Consider the following 14476-nt stretch of genomic DNA (forward strand, 5'->3'; position numbering starts at 1 on the left):
GTTTAACAAAAGGGAACCATGTATACTTTTCATTTTCTAACAAGGACTGTTAAAAATTGAGCTCAATAGAAATGGGATAAGCCATAAGAGCCGGGTTGTTTGCAGTCACCGCCGATGCGGAAAGACTGCTCCGTGTTTTGCACTGCGGAGCGGTTGCGGTCATTGCGGCAACAGAGCTATATTGCACCAGATGGCCATCGCCGGCACCTGAACTGGTTTGATACACGATCCGAAAGCCGAAACCAGATGTAGTGTTTACGATTCCAATGTTAAATTCCATGGTATATAGCTCACTGGTACCGTTGGAGCCCACAATTAAAGTAAAATAATCGGTTCCATAAAGGTTGGCAAGTGCGGGGTCGTTGTCCATGTCCACCCCTCCTGTACCCAGCGCTGTGCGGCCCAGCACAATCTTGCCCAAGATATTGCTATTTACGATTATCGCATTCTGGCTTTGATCATAGTGATTATCATTCTCCAGTGATTTGAATTCGTTGATAATTTTTTGCAGCCAGTAAGCGGCTAACTGGTTGGCTTTGGTCACATTTTCGCAATACCAGGGTACCTGGGCGGGCGTAATGCCCCCGGTGCCGGTTTGGTACCACAGCAGGTCGTGATAAACCTTTTGCGGAAAAGCGCTGCCGGTAAGATCAATACCCAGCTTTTTTTCGGCGCCCGCACTGCGGGTAGTGTTTATGCGATCCCATATAAGGCTGGTGCTATTCCACACATACAAGCCCGGAGTAACGTTGCCGGTGGTAGCTGTGTTGTACACAATAAGGCCATCAACAGGCGAAACAACAGGCGCAGCAACGGCAGTACTGCTGAGTGATACCCGTGGGGGCAAAAAACCTTTTGTGGTAGCGGTAACGTCCAGCGCGGCAGAAGCGGCTGGTGTAGCAGTTCCAATGCCTACCTGGGCAAAGCTGTGGAAACAAAAAAGCACGCAAAAACAAAGCAGTGAGAAGTTTTTCACTTTCATGGATATTGAATTTAATGCAGGTTATCAACGCCTGCGGATTTACATACAGATACGGCAAATATATCTGTTGGGAAATAAATTCGCAAAAGCCAATGAATGGATAACAACACCAGATGTGCTTACGCAAATTATTGAGGACCAATTTATTATAATGATATTTTTATTTTTTCCTAAGTACTTCCACTGATTGAATTTCCTGACAATTGTCAAGATTTTTTTTAAATTCTCCTTCTGACCAGCCTGAATAACGGCTTTTAATTCCGCTATCAGTTACTTATTACAACGGTATACTATTGGCGTAATATATTAATTTTAATTAGTAACGGTAATCATATAGCAATGCCGATTGCTTATATGCAGACCCGGCGCCACACATGCGAAAAGCTAAAGTCCCGGGTATTAATGCTATGCCTGTCTCTGTTTCCATTTCAAAATGGATTTGCTTAAAACCCGGTGATACTTTCCGCTTTATGAATTGCGCATAATGAACGGCACATGCTGCAGGCAAAAAGGCATTTGGATAAAAATAAAAATGTGCTGTTACCTGTTATAGTTTTAGTTTTACCACGCTATTTTATTAAAGCTTACTACTTCAGAGATGTCCTTAATGAATAAATCCATTACCAATCGTACTACATCGCAGGGGGCAAAAACGGATCATTCACCATTAGTGGATTTTATGAGAGCCATTTACCCACTGGGGAAAAAAGCCGGGCAATATATCATACAAAACTCATTTCGTAAAAAAATAATTAAGGGTAAATACCTTTTAAAACCAGGTGAATTTTGCGCACATTATTACTATATACACAAAGGCGTTTTACGTGCTTTTATAAAAGAAGGAAAAAAAGAGATCACCACATGGATCAATCCAGAAAATGAAATCACCACTTCCATCCGCAGTATGTCGCGCAGGGAGCCTTCACTGGAATATATACAGGTCATGGAAAACAGCGATCTGTATGTAATGTCCTTTGAAAGCCTGCAAAAAATGTATGCGCTTTTTCCCGAAATGAATATAGTTGTGCGGATACTGCTGGAAGAATATTATGCCGCTTCAGAAGAAAGATCATATATTTCGCGCCTGCCCAGCGCTGAAAAAAGATACCGTCATTTCATTGCATCCAGGCCGGAACTGGTAAACCGCATACCGCTCAAATATGTGGCCTCCTACCTCGGCATGTCGGAAGAAACCCTTAGCCGGCTCAGAGGCAAAAAAAGCATGTAGCCCTTACTGTTATAAACCAGATAATGCATGTCATAATTTCAAATACTACCTTGTTTGTGTACTTTGCGTTTTCCGCTTTCCCTCGTTGCGTGAAAAATTACTACCCCATTTCTTACGTTATGAAATTTTTCTTTGTAATATTGGGTATCTTTCTACCCGGGCATACTCTACATGTAAAAACGGCAGACTTTTTATTATAGCTATGCTTTTAAGTTTCACACAACTAATAATATATTCTTCTTACTATAACACGCTAAATCTGATCATTTAATTATGGGAAAGTTCCAAATAAAAAAATCGGCCGCTGTTCATGACGTAGTTATCATTGGCTCCGGAGCAGGAGGAGGAATGGCCGGGCATTTTTTAGCCCAGGCAGGTATAAAAGTTTTAATGCTGGAAGCCGGCCCTTTCTTTGATCCCGCCAAAGATTCACAACAGTTTAAATGGCCATGGGAATCCCCGCGCCGCGGCGCCTCTACTGTTCGCCCCTTCGGTGATTTTGATGCCGCTTACGGAGGATGGGAAATAGAAGGTGAACCATACACCAGGAAAAACAATACGGAGTTTGACTGGTTCCGTTCCAGGATGCTCGGTGGCAAAACCAATCACTGGGGCCGGATATCTTTACGTATGGGGCCGGAAGATTTCAGACCTAAAGACGGCTTAACGGATGATTGGCCTTTTACCTATGATGATATTAAGCCTTACTATGATAAGGTTGACCGCTTAATAGGAATTTATGGTACCGTGGAAGGTTTGGAAAATGAACCCGATGGTATTTTTATGCCGCCGCCCAAACCACGACTCCCCGAATTATTTATAAAAAGATCGGCCGCTAAAGCAGGTGTAAAAGTTATCGCGGGCAGAGGATCGGTTATTACCGAACCCATACCCGGAAATAAAGATCGCCAACCTTGTTACTTTTGCGGGCAATGCAGCCGCAGTTGTAAAACTTATGGCGATTTTTCAGCATCTTCCTGCCTGGTTATTCCTGCCATTAAAACAGGAAACTTAGAAGTGATCACCAATGCTATGGTAAGAGAAATACTTACCGATAAAAATGGCCAGGCTACCGGTGTTTCATATATCAGTAAAGATGATATGCAGGAGTACCAGGTAAGCGCCAAAACGGTAGTGCTGGGTGCAAGCGCCTGCGAATCGGCACGTATATTACTTAATTCCAAATCTGCCAGCCATCCTAACGGATTGGCCAATAACAGCGGTGTGGTAGGAAAATATCTCCATGATTCTACCGGTTCCAGCCTGTCTGGCTTTCTGCCGCAGTTGCTGGATCGTAAACGCTTTAATGAAGACGGATCAGGCAGCATACATATTTACTCGCCCTGGTGGTTAGATAATAAAAAGCTTGACTTTCCAAGGGGCTACCATATTGAATATGGAGGCGGAATGAGGATGCCTTCCTATGGTTTTGAATCGGGCATACACAGGATAAACGGAAAAGTACCGGGAAGAGATGGGAATCCCAAACAGGCCGGGGGCTTTGGCGCATCGCTAAAAGATGATTATCGCCGTTTTTATGGCACCCGCGTTGGTATGGCCGGAAGAGGCACTGCCATTGCAAGGAAAGAGAATTATTGTGAGATAGACCCTAATGTTGTTGACAAATTTGGTATACCCGTATTGCGCTTCAATTATACCTGGAGTAATGAAGAAGTGAAGCAGGCCAAACACATGCAGGAAACCTTTCAGTCTATTATGCACGAAATGGGCGCAATTGTTACATCAAAACCACAGGGCCCCGAAAACAATTACGGATTAGAAGCGCCCGGCAGGATCATTCATGAAGTAGGTACCATAAGGATGGGAGATGATCCAAAAAAATCTGCGCTGAATAAATGGTGCCAGGCCCATGATTGCAAAAATTTATTTGTAGTGGATGCCGCTCCCTTTGTGCAGCAGGGAGATAAAAATGCTACCTGGACGATCCTTGCTTTATCATTGCGTACAGCAGAATATATTCTGGAACAGAGAAAGAAACTAAATGTATAAAAAGCTTTTTAATCTTATTATAGTATGAACAGACGTGAATCACTTAAAGCCATTGGCTTAACCGCTGTTTCAACAGGCGTTTTATTAGAAGCCTGCAAAACGGATAACAAAAAAGCAACGGCCATAGCAAAAACAACGGCCAATGACAACGAGGCCGGCCGGGAAGCTTTTGAAACAGAGCGTAATAAAAAACTGAATGAACGCCAATTTTTCTCTGACCATGAAATGCTCACTATTACCGTATTGGCTGATATTATTATACCCAAAGATGAAAAATCAGGCAGTGCGTCAGACGCCAAAGTGCCCGGGTTTATAGAATTTATTGTAAAAGATATTCCCGAACACCAGGTTCCTATGCGCGGGGGATTAAGATGGTTAGATATACAGTGCCTGAACAGGTACAATAATACCTTTAAAGATGCTACAGCAGAACAGCAGCTTGAAATGGTGAACGATATTGCCTGGCCTGAAAAGATAAAACCCGGTATGGAACAGGGCGTTGCTTTTTTTAACCGCATGCGCGATCTTACCGCTTCCGGCTTTTTTACCAGTGAAATAGGTGTGAAGGATTTAGGCTATGCAGGCAATATGCCCAACAAATGGGAAGGCGTTCCGGCAGACGTATTAAAACAATATGGTTTGGAGAATGTTTGAGTTTGCTAAACCAAAGGCTGAAACCTGATCATCCGGTATTGCCCGTTAAAGCCAGGCAATGCCAGGTGCTGGTTAACCGGGTGTTGCAATATGGAATAGTACTGGTGCCAGTGGCCTGCAAAAACACCGGTTAGTTTTTTGGCTTTCATTACTTCTTTTACAAATGCCACGGTTGAAGGCTGGTTACCTGATGCGGACCAGCGTTCCCTGCGCTCAATCCCGTAATTCTTATCGCTGGCAGCGCCCCATTCAGGATGTCCGCAGCACATTTTCATGGATGGCATATACAATGGAATATGTACAAAAAGCGCAACGGGTTCGGGTCGTTTAAGCTGATTCCGGAAAAACGCCAGTTGTTCTTCATTTACCTGGTAGGTAGAATTATCAATGGTAACCATATTAATGCCACCTACAATATCTGATGAGTAAAACAGGTTTTTACCGGTGTAAAGTGGCTTCAGCCTTTTTTCGCACCATTCCTTTCGCAATGCATCTGATGAACCCTCCATGCCTTCATAATGCCAGTCGTGATTGCCCGCTGTATAAATATGAGGGATACCCGCAGTTTCTACCGCCGATCGTACAAATTCAACAGCGGTAGCAGAAGGATAGTTAACAATATCTCCAATAAGGGCTATCAAATCTACTTTTTCCTGCTTCGCCATCTGCATCATGGCTGTAAAACATTCCATAGTAGTAGTAGGCTCACCGGTTTTATAATGCTTAGGCTGCAAAAAAGCCTTGTTCATTCGGGCGCTGTATGGTTCATATTGCCGGTCGCTTTCATTATCGCAACTAATATGCGTATCTGCAATCTGTAACACGGTTACTGGCTCAGGCAAACCGGTTACTGATATAATGGTTTGCATGGTATTGGTATTGTGTACACATTGCCAGGGTGTCTTTGCCGGATCGGCCAGGGAAGGCAAAGCAGGTAAGCCCAGTGCAGCCCCTGCACCAAGGGAAGTTTTAGTAAGAAAAGACCGGCGGTTCATGGAAGACATCCTAAAAGATTTGTGTAAATATAAAGAAAAGGAATGCTTTAGGGCATTAAGTATAAGCATTAACCACATGGAAAAACAACAATATTTACAACGCAGCCGGCAATATCCTTTATCTGCACCGGATGCTCCTTATCTTTAATGTTCCTATTGCATGCATATTTTTATACCGGTTTCATCCATGAAAAAACTTTTTCTTTTTACGCTCTTCCTGTCTGCCGCCTTTACCTATGCGCAGCAAGCAGGCGTTCCCGCATCTCCATGGAATATAAAAGCATTGTATCAAACGCCGCTTATGCATGAAACAGGTTGTTGTGCTGTAGCAGGCATGCGTTCTTTTTTTTACGAAGGAATTACTTTTAAAGCAAAACCAACCAGGGTGTTCGCCTATTATAAAGCGCCCGTGGGTACTCCGCCTGAAGGTGGATGGCCGGCAGTAGTTTGTGTACATGGCGGTGGTGGAACTGCATTTCCGGAATGGGTGCAATCCTGGGTAAACCGAGGCTATGCAGCTATTGCTATGGACCTGGAAGGGCATCTTCCTATAGGCGATTTCCCCAACCGCGAATGGCACGAACAGGCCGGGCCACCCCGCATTACCAGCTTTGGCGATATAGAAATTGCCGACAGGGAGCAATGGTTCTATCATGCAGTAGCCGATGTCATCAGGGCTAATTCATTGCTGCGCTCTTTTCCTGAAATTAATTCTGAAAAAATTGGATTGCATGGTATTTCGTGGGGTGGAGTAATAACTGCTGCAGTAATGGGACTGGATAACCGCTTTGCGTTTGCCGTGCCGGTATACGGTTGTGGTTTTTTATACGAATCTACCGTATCCAATTTTGAAAGATATTTTAAGGTGATGACGCCTGCCCAGTTAAATGCCTATAAAACCAAATGGGATCCTTCCTTATATATCCCCTCTTCTACGGTTCCAAGCCTATGGTATATTGGCAGTAATGATGGATCATTCTCTTTAGATATATGGCAGCGATCGGTATCGCTTGTTAAAACGCCTCCGCTCCTTTGCATCCCGGTTACCAGTGAGCATGGTCATATATGGAACCAGCCTGAAATATTTGCCTTTGCCGATATGATGGTAAAAGGCGGTAAAAAAATGATGCAAATCACTAACAATCCCATTCAAAAGCACATGGTTACAGCAAAAATTGTTTCTGAAACAACATTAAGCAAAGCAGTATTGTGCTATACTGCCGATGCCGGCGTTTGGCAAAGCCGCAACTGGATACAGTTGCCAGCTCAATTCAATAAAAACGGGGTATCCGCTATTTTGCCGGCCAATGCACAAGCGTATTACTTCAATATCACCGATGTCAATAATCTTCGCTTCAGTTCTGCGGTTACCACTATTGAAAAGTGATTGTGATTATTGCAATCGCTTATTGTTTTGGCTATGCTCCTTTAATGAACGAACCACCGGTTCGGGCAAAAACTGGTTGGCATTTCCGCCATTGCGGAGTACATCTCTTACCAGGGTGGAAGCTACAGAAGTATATTGCGGAAGGCAGGTTAAAAAGATGGATTCAATTTCTGGCGAGAGGCTGCGATTCATATCTGCAATAGCCTTTTCGTATTCAAAATCACTTACATAGCGAATGCCTCTTAAAATAAAATTCGCATTCACTTTCCGGCAGCAGTCAACGGTTAACCCTTCATAAATAACCGCGTCAACCTTATCTTCTTCTTTAAATATTTCTTTTATCCACTGCAGCCGCTGCTCTTCCGAAAACATAGCCGTTTTGTTTACGTTGCGCCCAATGCCAATGAACAATTTATCAAATAAATGGAGCGACCGGTTTATAATATCTAAGTGGCCGATGGTTATGGGATCAAAGGTTCCGGGAAATAAAGCAATGCGTTGCATATAATGATTTGAGATTGGAGATTTTAAATTTGAGATTTAATACTCACTTACCACCTACCACTTACTACTGTCAACTTACCTCTCTTCCCCCGGATAATAAATACAATACGGCCATTCGGGTGGCCACACCATTTTCTACCTGCTGTAAAATAATAGATTGTTTTGAATCAGCTACATCGCTGTCTAATTCAACTCCCCTGTTAATGGGGCCGGGATGCATGATCAGTATCTCTTTCTCTAATTCATCCAGCATTCTTTTATTGATGCCATAGGCGAGGTTGTATTCCCTGAGTGATGAAAACAATACCTGGCTCTGGCGCTCCAATTGAATTCTCAATACATTGGCTATATCACACCATTTCAATGCATTACGTACATTGTATTCAACTCTTATGTCAAATGCTTTTTGGATATAAGGTGGTATTAATGTGGGAGGTCCGGCCACCATCACTTCAGCCCCCATTTTCTTTAAAAGATAAATATTGCTGAGCGCCACCCTGGAGTGCATGATATCGCCAATAATAGCTACTTTCAAACCTTCCAGCGTTCCTTTATGTTCCCGCATGGAAAAAGCATCCAGCAGGGCCTGCGTGGGATGTTCATTAATACCGTCTCCCGCATTTACGATAGCCGCGGGAATATGTTTTGCCAGGAAATGCGGTGCTCCGCTGGCGCTATGCCGCATCACCACCATATCTACTTTCATGGAAAGGATATTATTCACGGTATCTAAAAGCGTTTCACCTTTTGATACGGAAGAACCGCTGGCCGTAAAATTAATCGTATCGGCGCTCAGCCGTTTTTCCGCCAGTTCAAACGAAATGCGGGTACGGGTAGAACTTTCGTAAAAAAGGTTGACAATAGTAATATCCCTGAGTGTAGGCACCTTCTTAATTGGACGCTGTAAAACTTCCTTAAATTGGGTTGCTGTATCTAAAATAAGTTGAATGTCTGGTGGGGTGAGGTCCCTAATGCCCAACAAATGTTTGGTGCTGAGTTGCATTAGGAAGCGAAATTAAAGGATAGAAACTAAAATGCCAAATCCGAAACAATAAATCCGGGGGAAAAGAGAAAGGTAAAAGGTGAGAGGCGAAAGAAGGAGTTATCAGCCTGTCGTTAGCAGGTTACTTACCTGAAACCTGATATCTGACATATCCTGCCTCGTCTAAAAAACTTGTTTTTCCTTAAGTATATTTTATATACCTTTGCACCCCGCAAAAACGGGTGTGCTTTGTTTACCGCTCTGCGGGAGCGAAGTGCAGATTGCCCCAAAGGCTCCATAAGTGTTTCGTCTGTTCGGAACCGCCCCACGGGTATAACCTAAATACTTTTACTTCTATGCCAAAGGTTAAAACCAATTCAAGCGCAAAGAAAAGGTTTAAAGTGACCGCCACCGGCAAGATCACCTATCAAAAGGCTTTTCGCCGCCACATTCTCACTAAAAAATCAAAAAAACGCAAACGGGCCATGGGTATTGACGGGCAGGTACATAAATCCAATATGGATTTTGTGAAACGTCTCCTGCGCTTAAAATAAGCGTATTGTTTTCTCTGCAAGGAAAACAAAGTGTATAAAAAAGAACAACATTTAAAAAACAGTTGAGCGTAAGCCCGGAACTTACCACAACTTAAAACTTAATAATTATGCCACGTTCAGTAAATGCCGTTGCATCCAAGGCCCGCAGAAAAAGAATACTAAAAGCCGCCAAAGGCTTTTACGGCAAACGTAAAAACGTGTTGACCGTTGCTAAAAACGTAGTAGAAAAAGGATTGACCTACAGCTATGTTGGGCGGAAACTGAAGAAAAGAGAATACCGTGCTTTATGGATAGCGCGTATTAACGCCGCTGTTCGCGAAGAAGGGCTTACCTATTCGGAGTTTATTTTTAAACTGCGCCAGAAAGGGATAGAACTTGACCGTAAAGTTTTAGCCGACCTGGCAATGAATGAAGCCGAAAGCTTTAAGAAGCTGATTGCTTCAGTTAAATAACGATAAACGCGGAGATGAATTGAATACCTTTTCCAGATAATCATATTAACCGGTAGTGAAAAAATTCACAACCGGTTTTTTATTGGAAGAAGCATCAAAAAACTACATTTGCATATCCATTGCTCACCCTTACAACAGCTTTACAGTAAAAAATGAACAAATCATACACCGATCTGGTGAAACAAACCTTCTATTTTCCACAGGAAGGCTTTGATGTAACAGACGGCTACCTTCGCTTTAACGGATTAGACCTGAAAGCACTTATTGATAAATACGGTACCCCGCTTAAACTTACCTACCTGCCCAAAATAGGTATGCAGATAGATAAGGCAAAAAAAATGTTCAAAGAAGCGTTTAAGAAGCACCGTTATGAAGGCAAGTACTTTTATTGCTACTGCACCAAAAGTTCGCATTTTGCTTTTGTGGTTGAGGAGGCGCTCAAACATGAAATTCATCTTGAAACTTCCTATGCATACGACATAGAGATCATTAACCGGCTGTATGAAAGAAGAAAGATCAATAAAGACATTCATATTATCTGCAACGGCTTTAAGCAAAAAAGCTACACTTCCCGCATCGCCCGCCTGCTGAATACCGGGTTTAAAAATGTAATTCCCGTTCTGGATAATAAAGACGAGCTGGATGCTTACCGCCGTTCGGTAAAAGTGCCGTTTAAGCTGGGCATACGCGTTGCGGCTGAAGAAGAGCCTACCTTTCCTTTTTATACTTCCCGGTTAGGCATGAGAGCAAGGGATATACTGGAATTTTATGTAGATAAGATTGAAGGAAATGAACACAAATTCCAGTTAAAGATGCTTCACATTTTCCTTAATAAAGGCATCAAAGATGATATTTATTACTGGAGTGAACTGAATAAGATCATTCACCTGTATTGCCAGTTAAAAAAGATATGTCCTGAACTGGATTCCATTAATATCGGCGGTGGTTTTCCTATCAAGCATTCGCTTGGGTTTGAATACGACTACCAGTTCATGATCAATGAAATTGTACGTAATATTAAAAGCGCCTGTAAAAAAGCCAAAGTACCCATGCCTAACATTTACACGGAGTTTGGCAGCTTCACCGTTGGGGAAAGCATGGCGCATATTTATAGCGTAATAGGAGAGAAAGTTCAGAACGACCGGGAAACCTGGTATATGATTGACTCTTCTTTTATTACCACGCTGCCCGACACCTGGGGCATTGGCGAAAGGTTTTTATTACTCCCAATTAACAAGTGGGAAGAGGAATATCATCGGGTAGTGCTTGGCGGTATGACATGCGATAGTCATGATTATTACGATTCTGAAGAACATATGAATGAAGTATTTCTTCCTAAAGTTGTAAACGGAGAGCCATTGTACCTGGGCTTCTTTCATACCGGCGCTTACCAGGATCAGATCAGCGGCTATGGCGGCATTAAACACTGCCTTATCCCCTCCCCCAAACATGTTATTGTAGAACACGATAAAAACGGAAAACTGGTTGACTGGCTATACGCCAAGGAACAATCTTCCCAAAGCATGCTGAAGATACTGGGATATATCAAGTAAGTGGTAAGTAGTAAGTGGTGAGTGGGGTGCAGGTTGCAAGTCACAGGGGGCAGGTTACAGGGTGTAAACTATCTTGTTAAAGCTTAACAAACCTCAGTATATAACTGCTTTTCCCGGCGGTTAATCTTACAATATAAGTTCCTGCAGCCCAGTTGCCGGTATAAATTGTTTGGGTAAGCACCGTGCCGTTTATTTTTCCGGTATACACGCATTTCATATCACTGCTTAAAATTTCAACACTGGCATTGGCAGCAGGCTTTCCAAAATGAACCGTAATATTATTTCCGGCAGGCACGGGGTATAGTGATGGTGCCTGATTGCTGTTCCCCGTAATGTATACTGCTATAATTTTGCTGTATGCGCTTTTTCCATCCTGGTCTACCTGTTTTATGCGGTAATACATTTTCCCTGCCCGGGGCTGTAAATCAAAATATTCATATGCTGTGGCTGTATTGCTGTTACCCTTCTTTGAAGGCAATGTACCAATCATACTATAATTCGTTCCATCACTGCTTGCCTGCACTTCAAAATGGCTGTTATTAAATTCCATAGCGGTTAACCAGCGCAGCTTTACACCCCCATCCCTGTTTATAGCTTCAAAGTTAAGCCAGCTTACGGGCAACACAGCGTCTAAAGCGCCAATTGAAAAACCGGAAAAACCCGTATTAAAAGCAGCCTGCACCATATGATCTTCACCAAAGCTGCCATGCGCAACCACTGCGTTTATTTCTACCTTATCAGCTTCAGGAGTTGCCGGCGTAACAAATGAAACAGGAATTTGCGTTTTGATCACTTTTACATCGGCCCAGTTTTTCCCCGTTGCCCTTTCATAGCCCAGTTTTTCCGCATCGGTATAGTACAGTGTTATTTCGTAACTCCCCGAAGCGTTGTTGTTTTGAGGCATTACAAAAAATGTTTTACGCGTAAGGTATTGGGCCGGCACGCTATTCCAAAATGGCGCTACGCCATCGCCTTCCCTGTCAATACTTACCGTTGTGCAACCATAATCCCAGGCACCCAGGTTTTTGATTTTAGCCATAATTTTCTGCGGCTGTAACTTATCATAAAAATACACTTCGTTATACGGGCCAAGATATTCTTCTTTAGATTCAGCTATCGAATTATCTACCGGATTACCCTGTATGGTATAGTCCAGCATAACAACAGGCTTTACACCATTCCGGTAAAAACTCACCAAAGCAAAGTTTTCTGAGCAATTCACGGTTTCATCTTCTATCATACTGCCTTGTTCTCCATCGCTTTCATCAGAATAGGCATGTACTATATCGGCAGCTCCGGCAGCAGCCGTGCCGTTATCAAAGCAAAGCTCTACCGCAATATTACCGGCGCCATCCCAGCTAAAAGGTTGTGTAAGGGTGAAGATATTCCAGCCATTTACCGTAGCATACGATGCCAGCGATAATACGGTTGTCATATTGCCGGCGTATCGAATACTGCCATTTTCCGCCAGATTGGCGAGAGTGGTCTGCGCCATCTTTATACTGAGGTTCTTAAATGCCCGGACAGTATTTTTTTCTACAAAAAACCGTATCCCTGTAATGAAACTTCCCGCGGAAAGCCCTGCTGCAGAAAGCTCACCCGACTTATAAAGGATCTGTGTTTTTTGTTTCCGGAGCGCCGCATTAAAAATTTTAGCGTTATTGATATGGTAGGCTGATGAGCCAACTGTTGCAATGGCAGCCCCACCCGCAATCACCGGGCTATAATCACCGGGCTGGATATTAATATCCATTACCGGGGCGGCAGTTCCTATTTCGGCAATTCCTCCTCCATTATTAACAGAAAAATTAAGGCGTAAAAGCTTTGTTTCGGCCGAACTGCCGTTATCATAAATACGCAATATAAAAGGTCTGCTGCTATTTGATCCTGCCGGGAAAATTATATTTTTCCCCGAAGGAAAATCAAAGTCACCGTGTTCCATTGCCGTAGATGCCGGATCAACGGCAAGCACAGCGGTGGCATTCTGCAATGGATCACCGCCAATAGTAAGCTTAAAAACATGATCGCGGTATTTCAAACATCCGCTTACTGTTGTTGCTGTTTTAGCCAGCTCGGCACTTTGCTGTTCAAAATTAATTTTGGGTGTGCAGGAAGGGCTGGCGTAGGTAGATACAGCGCCTGCAGATATAATCAAACTGCTTCTCTCTTCCAACAAAATGCTCGCCTGTATACGGTCTCTTTGTCCGGGTGTAAAAAGCGTATAACAATTCGTGTAACTCATGAAATTACTTTCCGTACGAATAGAATAAGGCTGATTAATGCAGGCGTTATTACCTGTACGGCAGGTAAAATCAACTGCTCCAGAAGCATTGGCATTAAAGGAAACAGGATCCGTATCATCTACGTGATCGCCTTTACCTATCGGACACTTATCCCTGTTTGCGGACCCCTCAAAAGTGTGGTACAGGTTAAAGGCATGCCCCATCTCATGCGAAAGCGTTTTAGAACCCGGCTTCATTTGTGTTGCCAGCATTACCGTACCATCCACCACGCTGGAAGTAGGAAAATAGGCGTACCCGGCAATAAACTGACCGGTAGTTCCATTTTGGCCGTTGATCTTATTAACAACATAAATATTATAATATTTTGAACGGTCCCATGCCACGGGCGCTTTCATATCAATATCCTGGGTAATATTACCACTGCTGGCGCCATTGGCCGTATACGCGGCATTGGAAGACATATTAACCCTCTGAATGCCCGTTGTTGGGTTACAGTCAGGATCTCTTTTGGCCAAAACAAAACGTAAGCCCAGGTCGGCAGCAGCATCGGTACCAGCGGGAGTAAGAGAAACATGTATGCCACTATATATGGCGTTCAAATAATCAATTGCCGCAAGTATCTGTTCATCGGCAGGATTAAAAGGCGTACCTACCGGTTCGCCCGTATGCAGCACATGCACTACTATGGGAATGGTAAAAATACCCGTTTCTTTTTTCTGATAATCCCGTTCAGCTTTTCTTTTCTGGATAAACTGTTCAATTTGCTGTTCATTTAGCGATACCCGGAGCTTATAGGAAGGGTTAGCCTGCTGCAGGGCATAATTAGACTGATCGAAGCCACATACAGGCTGTGCTAAGATTTGGGCGCTACTCAGCAACACACAACAAAAAGCAGCGATTACGCCTTTCATAGCAGCATATTATATTTCAAA

At 43.2% G+C, this 14476-nt stretch carries 12 protein-coding genes; 7 read left to right on the forward strand and 5 right to left on the reverse strand.

Features of this window, described 5'->3' with window-relative positions; translation table 11 throughout:
* Positions 1–49: 49 nt before the first annotated feature.
* Positions 50–982: a hypothetical protein gene (locus tag VL121_RS12865; protein ID WP_325405894.1), complete on the reverse strand. Its 933-nt coding sequence runs from the start codon at positions 980–982 to the stop codon at positions 50–52.
* A 607-nt stretch (positions 983–1589) separates the two neighbouring features.
* On the opposite strand from VL121_RS12865, the gene VL121_RS12870 reads away from it, so the two are divergent.
* The 3 genes from VL121_RS12870 (at position 1590) to VL121_RS12880 (ending at position 4874) form a co-directional block, all read left to right on the forward strand.
* The gene (locus VL121_RS12870) at positions 1590–2210 is read left to right on the forward strand and encodes a Crp/Fnr family transcriptional regulator (RefSeq protein ID WP_325405897.1); all 621 of its coding nucleotides are present in this window, start codon (positions 1590–1592) and stop codon (positions 2208–2210) included.
* 273 nt (positions 2211–2483) lie between these two features.
* The gene (locus tag VL121_RS12875; protein ID WP_325405899.1) at positions 2484–4220 is read left to right on the forward strand and encodes a GMC family oxidoreductase; all 1737 of its coding nucleotides are present in this window, start codon (positions 2484–2486) and stop codon (positions 4218–4220) included.
* 24 nt (positions 4221–4244) lie between these two features.
* Positions 4245–4874: a gluconate 2-dehydrogenase subunit 3 family protein gene (locus tag VL121_RS12880; RefSeq protein ID WP_325405901.1), complete on the forward strand. Its 630-nt coding sequence runs from the start codon at positions 4245–4247 to the stop codon at positions 4872–4874.
* Positions 4875–4879: 5 nt separating this feature from the next.
* On the opposite strand, the gene VL121_RS12885 is transcribed toward VL121_RS12880, so the two are convergent.
* Positions 4880–5878 carry a metallophosphoesterase gene (locus VL121_RS12885; RefSeq protein WP_325405903.1) on the reverse strand — a complete coding sequence of 333 codons (999 nt, stop codon included), beginning with the start codon at positions 5876–5878 and terminating at the stop codon, positions 4880–4882.
* A gap of 178 nt (positions 5879–6056) precedes the next feature.
* Here VL121_RS12885 and VL121_RS12890 point away from each other — a divergent pair, with 178 nt between their 5' ends.
* The gene (locus VL121_RS12890; RefSeq protein ID WP_325405905.1) at positions 6057–7256 is read left to right on the forward strand and encodes an alpha/beta fold hydrolase; all 1200 of its coding nucleotides are present in this window, start codon (positions 6057–6059) and stop codon (positions 7254–7256) included.
* Between the two features lie 6 nt (positions 7257–7262).
* Here the strand turns inward: VL121_RS12890 and coaD are convergent, their stop codons facing one another.
* Together coaD and VL121_RS12900 are read right to left on the reverse strand one after the other, a co-directional pair.
* Entirely contained in the window at positions 7263–7760 is a 498-nt protein-coding gene (coaD, locus tag VL121_RS12895) for a pantetheine-phosphate adenylyltransferase (RefSeq protein ID WP_325405907.1), read from the reverse strand.
* A gap of 70 nt (positions 7761–7830) precedes the next feature.
* Positions 7831–8763 carry an aspartate carbamoyltransferase catalytic subunit gene (locus VL121_RS12900; protein WP_325405909.1) on the reverse strand — a complete coding sequence of 311 codons (933 nt, stop codon included), beginning with the start codon at positions 8761–8763 and terminating at the stop codon, positions 7831–7833.
* A 335-nt stretch (positions 8764–9098) separates the two neighbouring features.
* Between VL121_RS12900 and rpmI the strand changes: the two genes are divergently transcribed.
* The 3 genes from rpmI to VL121_RS12915 all read left to right on the forward strand — a co-directional run bounded on the left by rpmI (position 9099) and on the right by VL121_RS12915 (position 11301).
* Positions 9099–9296 carry a 50S ribosomal protein L35 gene (rpmI, locus tag VL121_RS12905; RefSeq protein WP_325405911.1) on the forward strand — a complete coding sequence of 66 codons (198 nt, stop codon included), beginning with the start codon at positions 9099–9101 and terminating at the stop codon, positions 9294–9296.
* A gap of 107 nt (positions 9297–9403) precedes the next feature.
* Positions 9404–9748, forward strand: a complete 345-nt coding sequence (gene rplT / locus VL121_RS12910) for a 50S ribosomal protein L20 (RefSeq protein ID WP_324554564.1) — start codon at positions 9404–9406, stop codon at positions 9746–9748.
* Positions 9749–9900: 152 nt separating this feature from the next.
* The gene (locus tag VL121_RS12915) at positions 9901–11301 is read left to right on the forward strand and encodes a type III PLP-dependent enzyme domain-containing protein (protein ID WP_325405914.1); all 1401 of its coding nucleotides are present in this window, start codon (positions 9901–9903) and stop codon (positions 11299–11301) included.
* A 76-nt stretch (positions 11302–11377) separates the two neighbouring features.
* Here VL121_RS12915 and VL121_RS12920 read toward each other — a convergent pair whose 3' ends face one another.
* Positions 11378–14455 (reverse strand): zinc-dependent metalloprotease, encoded by a 3078-nt coding sequence (locus VL121_RS12920; protein ID WP_325405916.1) that lies wholly within the window; start codon positions 14453–14455, stop codon positions 11378–11380.
* Between the last annotated feature and the right edge of the window lie 21 nt (positions 14456–14476).

The sequence above is a fragment of the Agriterribacter sp. genome, assembly GCF_035497235.1.
In the GTDB taxonomy this organism is placed as follows: domain Bacteria; phylum Bacteroidota; class Bacteroidia; order Chitinophagales; family Chitinophagaceae; genus Agriterribacter.